Source organism: Vreelandella halophila (assembly GCF_019903425.1).
Lineage (GTDB): Bacteria > Pseudomonadota > Gammaproteobacteria > Pseudomonadales > Oleiphilaceae > Halospina > Halospina halophila.
Window position 1 is genome coordinate 165,591 of sequence record NZ_JACHUZ010000012.1, and the last position, 16,350, is coordinate 181,940.

General features: G+C 61.7%; 11 protein-coding genes. 5 read left to right on the top strand and 6 right to left on the bottom strand.

Annotation, left to right across the window (positions count from 1 at the left end; genetic code table 11):
- Positions 1 to 37: 37 nt before the first annotated feature.
- The 3 genes from H4I92_RS03235 to dtd all read right to left on the bottom strand — a co-directional run bounded on the left by H4I92_RS03235 (position 38) and on the right by dtd (position 2,530).
- Positions 38 to 913, bottom strand: a complete 876-nt coding sequence (locus H4I92_RS03235; protein ID WP_077529237.1) for a CYTH domain-containing protein — start codon at positions 911 to 913, stop codon at positions 38 to 40.
- 3 nt (positions 914 to 916) lie between these two features.
- Positions 917 to 2,002: a porin gene (locus H4I92_RS03240; protein ID WP_179105616.1), complete on the bottom strand. Its 1,086-nt coding sequence runs from the start codon at positions 2,000 to 2,002 to the stop codon at positions 917 to 919.
- Between the two features lie 69 nt (positions 2,003 to 2,071).
- Positions 2,072 to 2,530 (bottom strand): D-aminoacyl-tRNA deacylase, encoded by a 459-nt coding sequence (dtd, locus tag H4I92_RS03245; RefSeq protein ID WP_077529239.1) that lies wholly within the window; start codon positions 2,528 to 2,530, stop codon positions 2,072 to 2,074.
- A gap of 277 nt (positions 2,531 to 2,807) precedes the next feature.
- Here dtd and H4I92_RS03250 point away from each other — a divergent pair, with 277 nt between their 5' ends.
- Positions 2,808 to 3,524, top strand: a complete 717-nt coding sequence (locus tag H4I92_RS03250) for a TorF family putative porin (protein WP_077529240.1) — start codon at positions 2,808 to 2,810, stop codon at positions 3,522 to 3,524.
- Between the two features lie 70 nt (positions 3,525 to 3,594).
- Here the strand turns inward: H4I92_RS03250 and pip are convergent, their stop codons facing one another.
- Together pip and typA are read right to left on the bottom strand one after the other, a co-directional pair.
- Positions 3,595 to 4,563 (bottom strand): prolyl aminopeptidase, encoded by a 969-nt coding sequence (gene pip, locus H4I92_RS03255; protein ID WP_077529241.1) that lies wholly within the window; start codon positions 4,561 to 4,563, stop codon positions 3,595 to 3,597.
- 37 nt (positions 4,564 to 4,600) lie between these two features.
- A complete protein-coding gene (typA, locus tag H4I92_RS03260; RefSeq protein WP_077529242.1) occupies positions 4,601 to 6,412 on the bottom strand; it encodes a translational GTPase TypA in 1,812 nt (603 codons plus the stop codon).
- Between the two features lie 484 nt (positions 6,413 to 6,896).
- Between typA and glnA the strand changes: the two genes are divergently transcribed.
- The 4 genes from glnA to glnG all read left to right on the top strand — a co-directional run bounded on the left by glnA (position 6,897) and on the right by glnG (position 11,750).
- Positions 6,897 to 8,303, top strand: coding sequence for a type I glutamate--ammonia ligase (glnA, locus tag H4I92_RS03265; RefSeq protein ID WP_077529243.1), 1,407 nt, complete (start codon positions 6,897 to 6,899; stop codon positions 8,301 to 8,303).
- A 127-nt stretch (positions 8,304 to 8,430) separates the two neighbouring features.
- A complete protein-coding gene (locus H4I92_RS03270) occupies positions 8,431 to 8,979 on the top strand; it encodes a DUF4124 domain-containing protein (protein WP_179105617.1) in 549 nt (182 codons plus the stop codon).
- 279 nt (positions 8,980 to 9,258) lie between these two features.
- Positions 9,259 to 10,329 (top strand): nitrogen regulation protein NR(II), encoded by a 1,071-nt coding sequence (gene glnL / locus H4I92_RS03275; RefSeq protein WP_077529245.1) that lies wholly within the window; start codon positions 9,259 to 9,261, stop codon positions 10,327 to 10,329.
- A complete protein-coding gene (gene glnG / locus H4I92_RS03280) occupies positions 10,326 to 11,750 on the top strand; it encodes a nitrogen regulation protein NR(I) (protein WP_077529246.1) in 1,425 nt (474 codons plus the stop codon). Before glnL ends, glnG begins: the two co-directional genes overlap by 4 nt.
- A 3-nt stretch (positions 11,751 to 11,753) precedes the next feature.
- On the opposite strand, the gene H4I92_RS03285 is transcribed toward glnG, so the two are convergent.
- Positions 11,754 to 16,058 carry a DUF6701 domain-containing protein gene (locus H4I92_RS03285; protein WP_077529247.1) on the bottom strand — a complete coding sequence of 1,435 codons (4,305 nt, stop codon included), beginning with the start codon at positions 16,056 to 16,058 and terminating at the stop codon, positions 11,754 to 11,756.
- Positions 16,059 to 16,350: the final 292 nt, after the last annotated feature.

Below are 16,350 nucleotides of genomic sequence, written 5' to 3' on the forward strand. Positions count from 1 at the left end.
TCCTGTCAGTATGCTGTCGGCTGGCCGGTCGCCAGGTTCAGGTCAGCACTGCCAGTTGCAGCGGTGCCAGTCCGCGCATGGTGGTCAGGGCTTCCCGGGGCGACTCGCCTTGCGTCGCAGCGGATTCCAGCGCCGCGGTCACCTGAGTGTAGGAGTCCCCGGCGCCTGTTGCCTCCGCCCGGTCCGAGAGCTCCCGGTGCAGCTCAAGAAAATGCGCCCATCCGCAGGGGTCGTCCCACAGCCAGAGCTGGCACAGGGCATCCAGCCAGGCCTGGGGAGTGGCTCCGGAGACAGCCTCTCCCGGTGTGCCCACACCGGCCAGGTGATAGCCCTGCTCGGCCTTGCTGATGCTGTTGAGCAGTGCCGGCACGCTGGCAGTCAGCGCTGTTGCAACCCGGGAGAGAATGTCGGCATCGCCGTCCACCAGCTCCAGTTCCAGTTCACAGAGCGGCTGCTCCTGCCCACTGGCCCGGATAACGCCATTGTCCAGGGCGCATTCGATCCGTGCCCACTGCCCCTGTTCGGACCAGTCAAGCATTAGCACACGGCGCTGGAAATCCGTATCAAAAACGGGTTCCAGATGAGTCAGGGCCGGATGATCCGCCATGGGGGTATTAGCCAGGAGCGTTAGATCCAGGGAAGCGTCCGGCCTATTCCATTCCCATTCCCTGCGCGCCAGTGCCGCTCCCTGGAGGTGACCACGGGTTTTCAGGGTCTGGATGTAGCCGCTGCCGGTGGAACGCACCCGCAGCGCCACCCGTTCCGCGTTAAGCGCCCCTTGCGGGGTGTCGTAGTAACGGTTGAGAAGCGTCAGGGGCTCGTTCTGTTCCACGGCACCCCTGGTACTCAGCCAGCCCCCGGCCCGATCGAGATTGGCGGGGGTCATGCTGAGCTTGAGCTCGGTCTCGCTCATGGGTCAGAACCGGTAACGAGCGCCGATCATCAGATCGGACCTGTCCGGCGTCTGCTCATTCGAGCTCGCTTTATAGCCTTCCACGTACACCGCCATGGACTCGGTCAGGTCGTGCAGAACCTGAGCTGTATAGGCGTTGGTGGTTTCTGTTTCAGGCTCCAGTTCGTCGCGCTCCCGCTCCCAGGAAATCGAGAACCGGTTGGGGCCGATGCGGTAACTGGTCAGCAGTGCCGCCACGCTGGCGATGTCCTTGCGGTGCTGGTACTGGGCGGTGAAGTGCCAGCGCTCGCCGTCGTAGGTCATGCGGCCGCCGTAGGTGTTCTCATTGGCTGCCTCGAGGCGCTCCCGCTCAGTGGGGGTCGCCCCCAGCACCTCGCCACCGTCGTTGGAGTCCATGCCCAGTGCCCATTCCCAGTTACCGGGGGTATAGCTCAGTACGGCCTGGTAGGGACGGCTCTCTTTTTCCTCATCGTTCTCGACTTCCGGGTTTCCGTCCTCTTTCAGCTGGACGGCGGCATGCAGCTGGAAGTCGCCCCAGGATGGCGTGGTGTACTGCACCAAGCGGTCACGACCCGTGGTGTAAGGGCCAAACAGGTGGCGTTCGGTGTCACCATCCTCATCGCGGTACTCCCCTTCAAAGAAGTTCGCCACGCGATCCAACTGCTGCTCGTAGACGGTATCGTCCACACCACCCCAGATGCGCCCGAAGTCACCCTCAAGCCCGATATAGGCGTACTCGACATGCTCATCGAACATGCGGTCACGATCCTCATCAGCAGAGGGAATCGATGTCCATTCGGCGCGGAAGAAGCCTTCCGTACCCGGCATGAGCTCGGTGCGGTTACGCAGCCCGATCCAGGAGTTGCTGTCCCGGAAGGCGGTTTCGCTGCCGGGCGTACCATCCGTATCCCGGTGCTCCATTACCAGCCCAAGCTGGCCGTAAATCTCCGGCATCATGTCGAGCCGGTGGGTCAGCGCATCCACCTCGGCCAGAGTCAGCTCGCTGTCGCCACTCCGCTCTTGGTCCTGCGCCTGAACGCCGCCAGCCGCGACAGCAGCCAGCGCCAAAACAATTCCTTTCCGCTTCATGGAACCCCCTCTTGTAATCATAGCCGGCAGAATACCACTGAGCCCGCACCGGCTAAAGAAACCTCGCCACTAGACACTCAATTGAAACGTTACCGGCCCGTCATTGACCAGCTGTACCTGCATGTCCGCACCGAAACGGCCCGTAGCCAGATGCCCGATCCCGGGCGGGGCCACATCCACCTCCTGGCGGGCTGCGTCCACAAAGGCATTGAACCAATATTCGCCACGCTCGGGCCGGGCCGCGGACGAGAAGGAAGGGCGGCTGCCTTTACTGGTATCCGCCGCCAGAGTGAATTGGGGCACCACCAGCAGGTCACCGCCGCAGTCTCTCAGGCTCCGATTCATGCGCCCCTGTTCATCCGGGAATACACGGTACTCAAGCACACGCTCCAGCATCCGTTTCTGCTCGGCTGCCCCATCCGTTTTCTGAACCCCCAGAAACAGGAGCAGGCCGCCCCCGATCTCACCCACGATCTCGCCATCGATACTGACGCTGGCACTGCTGACACGCTGTATAAGGCCCTTCAAGACAGCTCCCCCTTATCCCGTACACATGGCTCGTGATGGTGCCACTCCTCCTGCCCACGGGAAAGAACGCACCAAAAAGTGGCTTGAGCCATAAGTATGCCCCATTTCGGTGATCTAACCACCCGCCCAAGGAGGCTCGCCGGAACCGGACAGGCCATTAAGTACTGTTTATTCCTTGTTTTACGGGATTTTTTGACCATCAGGCACGGCACCTGCTCATAACGAGGCAAGTTGCACTGCAACGGAATCCCAAAAAAAGCCAACGGAGGCTCAGATTATGAAAACGACACGTACCCGCCTTGCCAGCACTCTCGCCGCCGGCCTTATCGGGAGCGCTGCACTGATGACTACTTCGACGGCACTTGCCTTCGACCCCAGCGTTGACGCAAGCCTCGGCATCTCCAGTATGTACCTGTGGCGGGGCACCGACCTCGGCGATGGTGACGCCCAGGTGGCCGGCAGCCTTGACTTCGACTCAGGCGTCGGTGCTTACGCTGGTGTCTGGACGTCCAGCGGAGACAGTGGTGCGGGACAGGAATACGACCTGTATGCAGGGTATGCCACTGATATTACCGAAGACGTCAGCGTTGATGCCGGGGTTATCAACTACATCTACCCTGATCAGAGCAAGGTTGATGACGATGGGAACTACGTCTCCCAGACAGGCTTTGGCGACTTTTCAGAAGCTTACCTTGGTATCAGCGCTTACGGATTTGGAGTTGATTACTACAACGACATCACCAGCGCCGATTACCAGTACGTCAATGCGAGCTATGGCTATGGGCCTTTCGGGATTGCCGTGGGACGACACATCTTCGACGATGAGAATCCCAGCAGCGCATACGGCGAAGACATGACCCACTTGGACCTTTCCTTCCAGTTCAATGACGAACTGTCGTTCACGACCAGCACCATGGTGGACTCGGATACCGATGACGCTGCTCGCCAGACGACGTTCATCCAGGTCACCTACGCAAAATCCTTCAGCCTCTAACCCCTACAAAGACTTTCACGCCTGCAGGGCCGCGCCTCGCGGCCCTGGTTATCGCGTGCAGAACAGGCTCCTACAGGAGGCCAAAATCGGGACCGAAGCGATCACTCATCGCTTCGGTCGCCCGGATCAGCGCATCCACGATCGCCGGCTCCGACGCTGCGTGACCCGCATCACGCACGATGGAGAGGTCCGCCTCCGGCCAGGCGTCATGCAGTGCCACGGCGTTATCCAGCGGGCAGACCATATCGTATCGGCCATGAACCAGCCGGGCTGGCTTGTCCCGGATGGTATCCAGGTTGTCCAGGATCCGATCCTCTTCAATAAAACCGCTGTTGATGAAGTAGTGACACTCGATACGGGCAAGGGAGAGCGCCAGGTGCGCGTGACCGAAGCGCTCCACCGCGGCCGGGTTGGGATGTAGGGTGGCGCAGCGCCCCTCCCAGATGGCCCAGGTGCGGGCGGCCTGCAGGCGCTCCAGTTCGTTGTCGCTGTGCAACAGCCGATGGTAGGCACGCATCAGGTCATCCCGTTCACTCTCCGGGATCAGAGCGATGAAATCCTCCCAGTAATCCGGGAAGATCCGGCTCGCCCCGTCCTGCAGGAACCAGCGGATATCGCGCTCACGGCAGAGGAAGATGCCCCGGAGGATCAGCCCGAGGACCCGCTCCGGGTGAGACTGGGCGTACAGTAGGCTGAGTGTGGAGCCCCAAGAGCCGCCGAAAAGAAGCCAGCATTCAATACCGAGGAAGTCGCGGATGCGCTCCATGTCCCCAAGCAGATGGGCGGTGGTGTTGTTCTCAACGGAAGCGAAGGGGGTGGAGCGGCCGGAACCGCGTTGATCGAAGAGGATGATGCGGTAACGTTCCGCATCAAAGAAACGGCGGGCAGTGCCGTCACTGCCCGCACCCGGACCGCCGTGGACCACCAGCACCGGGATCCCGTCGGGATGCCCGGACTCCTCCAGGTAGAGGCTGTGGCCATCCCCCACGTCCAGGCGATGGGTGGCATAGGGGGCGATTTCCGGGTAAAGGGTCAGCATGCCCCAAGTCTAGGCGCCCGGGGCAGGCTCGGCCACCCTATTTCTTGCCGGAACGCTTGCGCTCCACCTCGGTCAGCAGCTTCTTGCGAACCCGCAGGTTGTTGGGCGTCACCTCAACCAGCTCATCGTCATCAATGAACTCAAGCGCGTTCTCGAGGGTCATCTCGATCGGCGGCGTCAGCACCAGGTTCTCGTCCGTACCGGCGGCGCGGACGTTGGTCAACTGCTTGCCCTTGGTCGGGTTCACGGTCAGGTCGTTCTCCCGTGCGTGAATACCGATGACCATGCCCTCGTAGACCTCGGCACCCGGGCCCACCATCAGGCGGCCACGGTCCTGCAGCGTGAAGAGGGAGTAGGCCGTGGTCGTGCCCTTGACCATGGAAACGATCGCGCCATTGTGGCGATGCTCGGCCATGCCGCCCTTGACCGGACCCCAGTGGTCAAAGACGTGGGTCAGGATGCCCGACCCCTGGGTCAGGGTCAGGAACTGTGAGCGGAAGCCGATCAGGCCCCGTGCCGGCATGACGAAATCGATCCGCACACGGCCACGGCCGTCCGGCACCATGTTCTGCATCTCAGCGCGACGGTTACCCATCTCTTCCATCACGGAGCCCTGATGCTGCTCCTCGATGTCGACAACCACCTGCTCGTAGGGCTCTTCCTTGGTGCCATCGTTGTCGCGCTGCACCACTTCGGGGCGGGATACCCCCAGCTCGAAGCCTTCGCGGCGCATGTTCTCGATCAGCACCGACAGGTGCAGCTCACCACGACCGGACACGGTGAACTTCTCCGCCGCATCCCCCTGCTCAACCCGCAGGGCCACGTTGTGCAGCAGTTCCTGCTCCAGGCGCTCCTTGATCTGGCGGCTGGTGACGTACTTGCCGTCCTGACCGGCAAAAGGCGAGTCGTTCACCTGGAAGGTCATGCTGACGGTCGGCTCGTCCACGGTCAGCGCCGGCATGGCTTCAGGCGCCTCGCGGCTGCAGATCGTATCCGAGATGCGCAGGTTGCTGATGCCGGAGATGCACACAATGTCGCCGGCATTGGCTTCATCAACGTTCACGCGGCTCAGGCCAAGGAAACCTTTCACTTCCAGAAGCTTGGCATTGCGCTGCTCGCCCTCGCGGTTGATCACGGCCACCTGTTGGCCGGGCTTCATCTGGCCACCCTTGATGCGGCCAACGCCCAGTACGCCCACGTAGGGGTCGTAGTCCAGGGAGGAAACCTGCATTTGCAGGGAGGCATCCGGATCGACGCTCGGCGCCGGAACCTGGTTGACGATCATCTTGAACAGCGAGTCCATGTCGTCTTCCAGGGCATCCGGATCCTCACCGGCAATGCCGTTGAGAGCGGAGGCATAGACCACCGGGAAGTCCAGCTGGTCCTCGGTGGCGCCCAAGGCGTCGAACAGGTCGAAGACTTCGTTGATCACCCAGTCCGGCCGGGCGCCTTCACGGTCCACCTTGTTCACCACAACGATGGGATTGAGCCCCTGGGCGAAGGCTTTCTGGGTCACGAACCGTGTCTGGGGCATGGGGCCGTCCACGGCGTCGACCAACAGCAGGACCGAGTCGACCATGGACATGACCCGCTCCACTTCGCCCCCGAAGTCGGCGTGACCGGGTGTATCAACGATGTTGATGCGGTATTCGCCCCAGTTGATCGCGGTGTTCTTGGAGAGGATGGTGATGCCCCGCTCCTTCTCCTGATCATCGGAGTCCATGATACGGTCGGTGTCCGATGATTTGCGATCCAGGGTCCCGGATTGCTGCAGCAGCTGGTCGACCAGCGTGGTCTTACCGTGGTCAACGTGTGCAATAATGGCGATGTTGCGAAGGTTCTCAATCACGAAAAGGGCCTCTGAATCACTGGTATTTCGAATGAAGGGCGGTGAGAATGGGGACCGGCTCGGGTCTGCCCTAACCGAAGGTCGCGGAGTATACAGGAACAGACTGCTTTATTCCATGAGGGTGGCGGATTCGTTTCTGCTTCTGCAGGCAAGGTTATGGTGACAACTCCCGGTTAGGGGCTTGTCCTGCAAGCGATCTGTCAGCAGTTCTTCGCAAGCGGGGCTCGCTCCGGCGACCAGAGAATGCACCATTCTGGGTCTGCCTCAGGCACAACCGCACTATTTAAGTGCACAACTTAGGTGCTTCAGCGCACCATCATGAAACCAAGCTCTTGTTCTGCGGCCAAAAAAGGGCACCTCCAGCAATTGGCAAAGCTTTTGCTTAACGGAGTTCAGGCAATTGCAAAGGCCCCACCACGGTGCACAGGGCCGGAGCCGCGAGCACTTCTGCTCTACTCAAATGAACCACAGATGGAGTTCTGACATGTCCAAGAACACGACGAAGCTGATCCAGGAACACGACGTCAAGTGGGTCGACCTGCGATTCACTGACAGCCGGGGCAAAGAGATGCACGTTACCCTGCCGACTGGCGAGATCGATGACGATTTCTTCACCGACGGCAAAATGTTTGATGGTTCCTCCATCAACGGCTGGAAAGGCATCAACGAATCCGACATGATCCTGATGCCCGACGATGAAGCGGTAACCCTGGATCCGTTCGCCGAGGAACCGACGCTCAACATCACCTGTGACGTGGTAGAACCCGCCACCATGCAGGGCTACGAACGCGATCCCCGCTCCGTGGCGCGCCGCGCCGAGGACTACATGAAGTCCGCCGGCATTGCCGATTCCGCCCTGTTCGGCCCCGAGCCCGAGTTCTTCGTGTTCGATTCCGCCAAGTGGCGAGTCGACATGGACTCCGCCATGTACGAGATCCACTCCGAGGAAGCTGCCTGGGTCTCCGGTGAGGACTTTGAGCGCAACAACATCGGCCACCGCCCCGGTGTGAAAGGCGGCTACTTCCCGGTACCCCCGGTGGACTCGCTGCACGACCTGCGTGGCGCCATGTGCGCGGCCATGGAAGCGATGAACCTCGAGATTGAAGTGCACCACCACGAAGTCGGCACCGCCGGCCAGTGCGAGATCGGCGTTGGCGCCAACACCCTGGTGCGCAAGGCGGACGAGGTACAGGTCCTGAAGTACTGCGTGCACAACGTGGCCCACGCCTACGGCAAGACCGCCACCTTCATGCCCAAGCCGGTGGTTGGCGACAACGGTTCTGGCATGCACGTGCACATGTCCCTCGTGAAGGACGGTAAGAACCTGTTCTCCGGCGACAGCTACGCGGGCCTGAGCGAAACCGCCCTTTACTACATCGGCGGCATCATCAAGCACGCCAAGGCCATCAACGCCTTCACCAACGCGTCCACCAACTCCTACAAGCGCCTGGTTCCCGGCTTTGAAGCACCGGTCATGCTCGCCTACTCCGCGCGCAACCGCTCGGCTTCCATCCGGATCCCGTACACCAACAATCCCAAGGCACGCCGCATGGAAGTCCGCTTCCCGGACGCCTCCGCCAACCCCTACCTGGCGTTCTCCGCGCTGGTGATGGCGGGCCTGGACGGTATCCAGAACAAGATTCACCCCGGCGAAGCCATGGACAAGGATCTGTACGACCTGCCCAAGGAAGAGGCACTGGAGATCCCGACCGTGGCGGAAACCTTCCAGGAAGCGCTGGACGCGCTGGAAGCGGACCACGAGTTCCTGACCCGTGGTGGCGTATTCACCGAGGACATGATCGAGGGCTACCTCGAACTTAAGCGTGAGGACGTAACCCGCTACAATATGACCACCCATCCGGTGGAATTCGACATGTACTACTCTGTCTAAGCACGGACTCAGTACCTGTCAAAACCCGGCCCGGGGCAACCCGCGCCGGGTTTTTTGTTGCATCGGCCACGCGGTGCTTCAATAATCAGTAGAGGATATCCGACGTCCCGAACCCGGAGGCTCCGTAGTGCGCTCAACAACTCCCCTTACAGTGCTGATTCTGGCCCTTCTCCTGCCCCCTGGCAGCACCGTTGCCGGCGAGATCTACCGGCACGAGGACGAGAACGGCAATGTAACCTACTCAGACGAGCCGGCCGACGATGACAGTGAAGCCATGGAGCTGGACCCCCTGCCCGAGGTCAGCCTGCCCGATGGCACGGCGCGCGAACGCCGTGACCGCAGCAGCGAATCAGAACGCGACGACGGAAACGACGGACAGCAGGGCTACCAGTCCATCGAAGTCACCCAGCCGGAACACGACAGCGCTTTCTGGCGCGGTGACGGCCTGGTCGTGGTGCGCTTTCAATCGCAGCCCTCACTGCGTTCCGGTCACCACTACGCTCTCGAACTGGATGGAGAGCGAACGCGGCAGAGCCGCAGCACCAGCTTCACCCTGGAGAACATGAACCGGGGTACCCACGAAGTCGTGATCCATGTGGTCAATGCGAACGGCGAGACGGTCAGTTCCTCGGATGTCACCCGATTCACCCTCCACCGTCCCTCACAACTGAACTGATTGCCCATACGCCAGGACGGATCCCCTCTACTCGCATTAAGGCAGGTTCGAACATAACACCTCATCCGGTGGGAGCGAGCTCGGTCACGATATGCCCGGCCCCCAATCGCCTTCAAACACTGCCGAGCCACGTGCACTGTAATGGTGCACATCAAATACCGCTGCATTATGATGGCGCAAGCCGCAAAACCGACCGTGCACTGATTCGGCCCAGCAGCGCGCCTACACCACACCTGAATCTGGTTTGATTCTTGCAACACCTGCCCCAGGAGGGGACATATGACCGAACCCATGCACCAGCGCATCCTGGACAACCTAGCGACAGCGGTCCTGGTGCTCGATCACGACAAGCGTACACGCTACCTGAACCCGGCTGCGGAAATGCTGCTCCAGACCAGCGGCGACCGTATCCGGGGCCAGCCCGTCACCAGTATCTTCGTAGAGCCGGATGCTGCCCTGCAGACCCTCACAGAGACTGCGGCCACGGGCCATACCTTCACCAAGCGTGAAGCGGAACTGCTGCTGCCCAGTGGCCAGCTGATCTGTGTGGATTACTCCATCTCGCCGTTCCCGGGCGATGACCCGCTCCTGCTGATGGAGATCCAGCAGCGGGACCGCCTCCAGCGCATCTCGCGCGAAGAGGAGCTTCTCACCCAACAGGAAACCACGCGCACCCTGGTTCGGGGCATGGCCCACGAGATCAAGAACCCGCTGGGCGGTATCCGGGGCGCGGCTCAACTGCTGGAGCGCGAACTGGAGAACGCGGACCTGCGTGATTTCACCCGCGTGATCATGGAAGAGGCAGACCGCCTGCGAAGCCTGGTGGACCGGATGCTCGGCCCCAACCGCGCTATCGAGACCGCGCCCACCAACATCCACGACGTTGTGGAACATGTGCGCACGCTGCTTGAGGCCGAAGGCGGCAGCCAGGTCAGCCTTGTGCGGGACTACGACCCCAGCATCCCTGAGTTCATGGGTGACCGCGAGCAACTGATCCAGGCCATCCTGAACATCGCCCGCAACGCTCTGGAGGTGCTCACAAAGTCTCCCCCGGAAGACGCGGAGCCCAGGATTACCATGCGCACCCGCGCCCTACGCCAGTTCACCATTGGGCATACGCGCCACCGCCTGGTCTGCCGGGTCGACATCATCGACAACGGACCAGGCATTCCGCGCGAGCTTCAGCCGAACATCTTCTACCCCATGATCAGCGGCCGGCCCGACGGCACCGGCCTCGGGCTGGCCATTACCCAGAGCATCGTTGGGCAGCACCAGGGCCTGGTGGAATGCGAAAGCCGGCCCGGCTGCACCCGATTCATCATCTTTCTGCCCCTGGAGGCCTCCGAATGAGCGCCACTGTATGGATCATCGACGACGACCGCAGCATCCGCTGGGTACTGGAACGCGCGTTAAGCCGCGCCGGGCTTGAAACGGTCAGCTTTGAAAGCGGCGAGGGCATACTGGAACGGCTTGAGCAGGACCAGCCGGATGCCGTCATCAGCGACATCCGGATGCCCGGCATCGACGGCATCACGCTGCTGCGCTCGATCAGTGAACAGTTCCCGATGGTGCCCGTTATCATCATGACGGCCCATTCGGACCTGGACAGCGCGGTCTCCTCCTACCAAACCGGCGCCTTCGAGTACCTGCCCAAGCCCTTTGACGTGGACGAGGCCCTGTCACTCATCCAGCGGGCCATTGATCACGGCCGGGAGCAGCGCTCGAGCGCCAGGGAGCGGGATGCCGAGGCGGCCGGTGAGAACGCCGAAATCATCGGCGAAGCACCGGCAATGCAGGAGGTCTTCCGGGCCATTGGCCGTCTCTCGCATTCCAACATCACGGTGCTCATCAACGGCGAAAGTGGTACCGGCAAGGAGCTTGTCGCCCGCGCCCTGCACAACCACAGCCCCCGCTCTGGCGGCCCCTTTGTGGCCCTGAATATGGCGGCCATCCCCCGGGACCTGATTGAATCCGAACTGTTCGGTCACGAGAAAGGCGCCTTCACCGGCGCCAATGCCACGCGCCAGGGCCGTTTCGAGCAATCCCACGGAGGCACCCTCTTTCTGGACGAAATCGGCGACATGCCGGCGGATACCCAGACCCGCCTGCTGCGCGTCCTAGCGGACGGCGAGTTCTACCGTGTGGGGGGCGCCACCCCTGTAAGGGCGGACGTGCGCATCATCGCCGCCACCCATCAGGATCTGGAGGAGCGGGTTCGCGAGGGAACCTTCCGCGAGGACCTCTTCCACCGCCTCAACGTGATCCGCGTCCACCTGCCGACGCTCAGCGAGCGGCGCGAGGACATCCCGCTGCTGATGCGCCATTTCCTGAAAAAGGCCGCGCGCGAACTGAATGTGGAGCCCAAGATCCTCAAGGAGGAGACCGAGAGCTACCTGAGCACCCTGCCCTGGCCGGGCAACGTGCGTCAGCTGGAGAACGTGTGCCGGTGGCTGACCGTCATGGCCTCCGGCCGTGAGATCCACGTGAACGACCTGCCGCGGGAACTGCTGGAGCAGGAAGAAGCCGGCAGCACCGCTGGCAGCTGGCAGGAACAGCTTCGCGACTGGGCCGACCGGGCCCTGAAACAGGGCAAGCATCCCATCCTGGACACGGCCCTGCCGGAGTTCGAGCGCATCATGATCGAGACCGCCCTCAAGCACACCGGCGGCCGGCGGCGGGATGCAGCCAACCTGCTTGGGTGGGGGAGGAATACGCTGACGCGTAAGATCAAGGAGCTTGGGATGGAAAACGAGGCGGAGCAGGAGGATTAACCCCTACTCCACCTCCCGCCAGTAGATGATGCGGTCGTGGCCCCGATAGACGCCGAAGGTGGCGGTGGCTGTTGGGTTCTCAAGCGACCCGTCGCCATCGAAATCGTCCTGAAGCCAACGTGGAACAGGAAACTCAACGCCCTGAGTATTGTTTTCCTCGATATTGTTGTCTGAATCGTATTTCAACCAGATCCGCCCATCCTCATCATCGGGCTCATTAGGCTTGCCCCCCGGATTGGGCTCTCCTTCGCTAAGTCCAAAATCTTTATCAGTACTCTCATTGACTGCGACAACAGGATCTAAAAGCTTCGGATCCTGCTGGGGGTTATACTGCCAGCAACCATTTTCTTCTGTATTGGTAACGAAGTCTGAGCCATTCCAAAACTCAGCAGTCATTGGCATTACAAGAGGCAGCGTCTCAGGACCGTAGGTATTCCCAAGACGAAGGCGCCCGTACCGCACTTTAAACTCAGGCACAGGAACCGCCAGTGCTTGAGGCTTATTCATGTCATTAAACGAGGAAGAAACACCATCCCCATCGTTGAATGAAGACAGATCAACTGCGAGCTCAGGCTTAGAAGGATCAGGACGGGAACCGGCGCTCTTTTCATAAACCACATCTCCCGTAACTCTGTAATTCATAACGCCTGATGCTTCATTAGGCGAAGTCAGCTCACGGTTGACCCCATCTGTGTTAGGACTGTACGGCTTACCTCCGTATTCCACCTGACCCGGACCCGACAAGTCGTCGTCACTCAGGTACTGAAATCCGGGGAGCGTGTAGTTTTGAGTGGTCTTCCCCTGAGCATTCAGCGCTGTGATCTCAAAGTTCGCCGGTGCAGTGGAATCAATTGCAATATTTTTTCCAATATACGCAAAAGGATCTGCTGCTGCACAGGGCGGCATCAACTCACCGTTTTCCGGAGTAACCGAAAACTCAGCCGGCCTGAAGCGCCCAACCTCGCCGGACCGTCCTTCGAGACTGCGTCCGCTGCCCAGGTAGTTCGTGACTGTAGCAGCGAGTTCGATGATCCCAACCTCCGGCCAGGACGTCGGCCGCGTCGCGGCGCCGTCTCCATCTGCATCGCCGGCGAAGTCCGTGAACGTCACCGGTTCACCGTTCAGCGGTGGCGACGCTCCCCCCGAGGGCGCAACGAGAGCCGATGTCACCTCCGCGGTTTCGTTCGTGCCTTCCTGACCGAAGCTCGGCGTGATGGCGTTGTCATTCAGATCGGCCTCGGCGCTCGCATCGGCGTCGGTGTGCCCGTCCGGGATGCCGTCATCTGCCGTGCCGTTTTCATCGCCGTCGTCGTCTGCGCTGTCGTAGACCACGCCGGCGACCGTGACATCGAAATCCGTGGCGGCAACGCGGTAATCCGGGCCTGTCGCGTTAACCGCAGCGGGATTGCCGTTCGCCGTCAAACGCAGCCCGAACGGGCGCACGACATAATCCGGCGTGCCACCGGTGATCGGGTTTGGATTGCCTGCCTCATCCTCGGCGAAGGTTGTGTCCTCGATCATCAGGGCGTACTTACCGACGTCACTCGTTGCGAGCGCGAACTGAGCGCGGCCTGCCTGGCTGAGCGTCCCGCCCGAGAAATCGAGCGTGACGTTGGTGCTGCCCGGCGCTCCACTCGGCAGTCCGGTGCCATTCACCTGCGGCGCGTTGCCACCTGGATCGTCAGCGTTGCGCTCGACCCATAATTTCACGTCCTGGCTCGACTCATCGTAGTTCGTCGCGATGCCACACTGCCCCGAGGGCGTCGGCGGATCACGCCGGACGAGCGTAGCCTGGAAGGGCTGATCGAGGCCAACGACGAGATCATTATTCGCCTTGTTGGCCAACGCCGAACGCGGCTCGATGACGAACGCATTGTGACGGAAAGAGACATTGGATGAGGTGGCGCTCGGCGCACCATCGCTCTCGGTGACCGTGATGGTCAGGTCATCGGCGTGCTGGTTGGCGAGGTCGAGCTCGATCGTGCCGTTGTCGCTGTCGACAAACCTGTAGCTCGCCGTGCCGTCGTCGGCCGTCGCATCCGTGAGTGTGCCATCAGCATCCGCGACCGACCATGTAGCGTTGCCACTGCTCGTATCGAGAGTCACGGTACCCGTGTAGTCAGTCAACGCATCACCCGCGTCGTCCTCTGCGGTGATGGTCACCGTGCGCGGTTGACACGTGCTCGCCGTCCCCGAGCCCACGTCGATCGCGTAGCCATCGAACGCGTCCACCGTCGGGCAGAAGCCGCGGTCGTCGACACTGGAGACGGCATCCTGATCATAGGTAGCCTGGGCGCTGTTGCCGACGATGACGTCACCGGCTGCAGCGACTGCACCGTTGACCTGGTCCTGGAACTCGAGAGTGACGTCGCCCTGCGCGTACACCAGCGCGTTGACTGGCTGCGAGTCGCCAGTATTCACTGTGACGTCATTGTAGCCGACGATGATCAGTCGATCCGGCGTTCCACCCGAGTTTACCGTGGAGCCAAAGGGAAATGTCACCGAACCGCGCACGAACAGGCGGGCCGTACCGCTGCCGGTTACGTTGATTTCCGTTCGGGTGCCCAGCGTAATGTCGTCGACGTAGTAGTCAGCGCCACCTGCGAGATTCCACGTCGAGCGGAAGTTTAGCTGCAGATCGTCGATACGGTAGGTCGAGAAGTTGCCGCTGTCGTTGAGCGTCCCGTTGTTGCCGATCTGGACCTGGTCATAGTCGGTTTCTCCCTCCTCGCCGAGCGCGAACGAGCGGGCGCCGTTGCCTCGGGTGCCGACGTCGTTGTCGCCGCTCGCCGTCTGGAAGTCCGGCACATTGGGCACCGTCGCGAGTGGCGTGGTGGCCGCGCAGTCCGTTCCGCCGCAGCTGGTGTTGCCGAAACCAACGTTATCGTTGAGCGTAGTCGTCTCGAGCAGGTTATCCGGATCGGTCACCTGCGCTTCGAAATCGAGGTCGATGCTTCCCGCATTCGCGGTATTCTGCACGGCGCTTGGGAATGTGGCGCTGCAGCTCCCCGCACCTGGTGTTGCCGGACAGGCATGGGTGCCATTGTAGACGGTCTGCACCTCGCTCTCGTCGAGCACCCCGTCATAGATGCGCACTTCGTCGAGGTCGCCTTCGAAGTACTCGGGCGAGCCGCCGGTGTCCTCGATCCGGCCGATGCTCTCGAACGCATTGCCGATTGTCCCGGTCGGCGTGCTGCCGGTGGATTCGAGCGTGCCGTCGACGTAGACGCGGGTCTCGCCGCCGCTCGCATCGCGCGTGAGGGCGACGTGGTGCCACGTGCCGTCGTTGATCGCGCTGGTCGATTTCTGATCGGCGGCAAAATCGTTCGCGACTGAGATGCCGATGCGGCCACTGCCGTCGATCCAGCCCCAGAAGATGTCGTCGGTGCCGCCCGCCTCTTCGACACCGGCGATGCCGGGGGACTGGTAGCCCGTACTGCTGCCGGACTGGGTCGTGCGTACCCAGAAGGCGAGCGTCGCGGTGCTGTTGAGCGTGTCGGACAGGTTCGACACGGAGACGTAATCGTCGCCGCCGTCGAACGTACCGTAGCCGCAGGTGCCCGGGTCGCCGCTGATCGCCGGGCCGGCGAAGGCCGTGCCGGCGCCGCCCTGCCCGGTGCCATCGCGCCCGTTACCCGACGCATCGGTCACCTGACCGGACGTGCCATCCCAAACGCTCTCGTCGAAGCGGTAGGCCGCCAGCAGGTTCGCCGACGACTCTGAGGGCGGATAGAGCTGGCTCTCGGGGACGACGGTGCGAAACGGCGTCGAGGCGCTGGACCAGCCGAGGACCATGTCCTGGTCGCCGAGATTCTCGTAGTACTCGATAACGATCTCGTACTTCTGGCCACGCTGCAGGCTGATCGGATTGTTCGAGTCGGTCCAAGCGTCGTTCTGGTCCTGATAATTGTCGATGACGAGCGTGCCGTCGACCCACACCCGCACGCCGTCGTCGTGCAGGGCGTGGAAGGTATAGTCTTCGGTGTACTGCGCCTGGATCTGGCCGGTCCAGCGGACGCTGAAGAAGTCGTCGTCGATGCCGGACGCTGGCCAGTCGCCGTCGCTCATGCGGAAGTCGACGGTGGCATCGATGCGGGTGACGTCAGGGCTACCGTCGCAGGGGTCAGTCTCGTTCCAAAAGAAGCGGTTGCAGTACGAACCGAGTAGCCCGGAGCCACTGCCGATGAATGGCGCCGCCTGAGCAAAACCGGCGCCGGCGAACATCACAACGGCAGCCAGCCAGCAGACACAGAAAACGAAAGGCCTGCGCCAGAAGGTTCGAGTCAATGGTTGGCTGCTGTTAATCATCGGACACGTACCTGCACGGACCGCGAGGCCTGCTCGGGTTCCTGGCCGCACACGCCGTCGCTCGTCAGCGTGAACACCGTTTCATCGCTCGGCCCGCCATCGATATCGTCCTGGACCGACTGGCATGACAGCGTAGCCCTGCAGCCCGAAAGGGCCCCATCGCTGAAGTTCAGTTTGGACGTCATGGCGCTGCAACTGCCAGCCCCCAACACCTCCGTTACAGCTACCTGAGCACCACTTTCCGCAGCATAAAACGCTCTCTGGGAGACAACCTGCTGGCTTATAGATACTC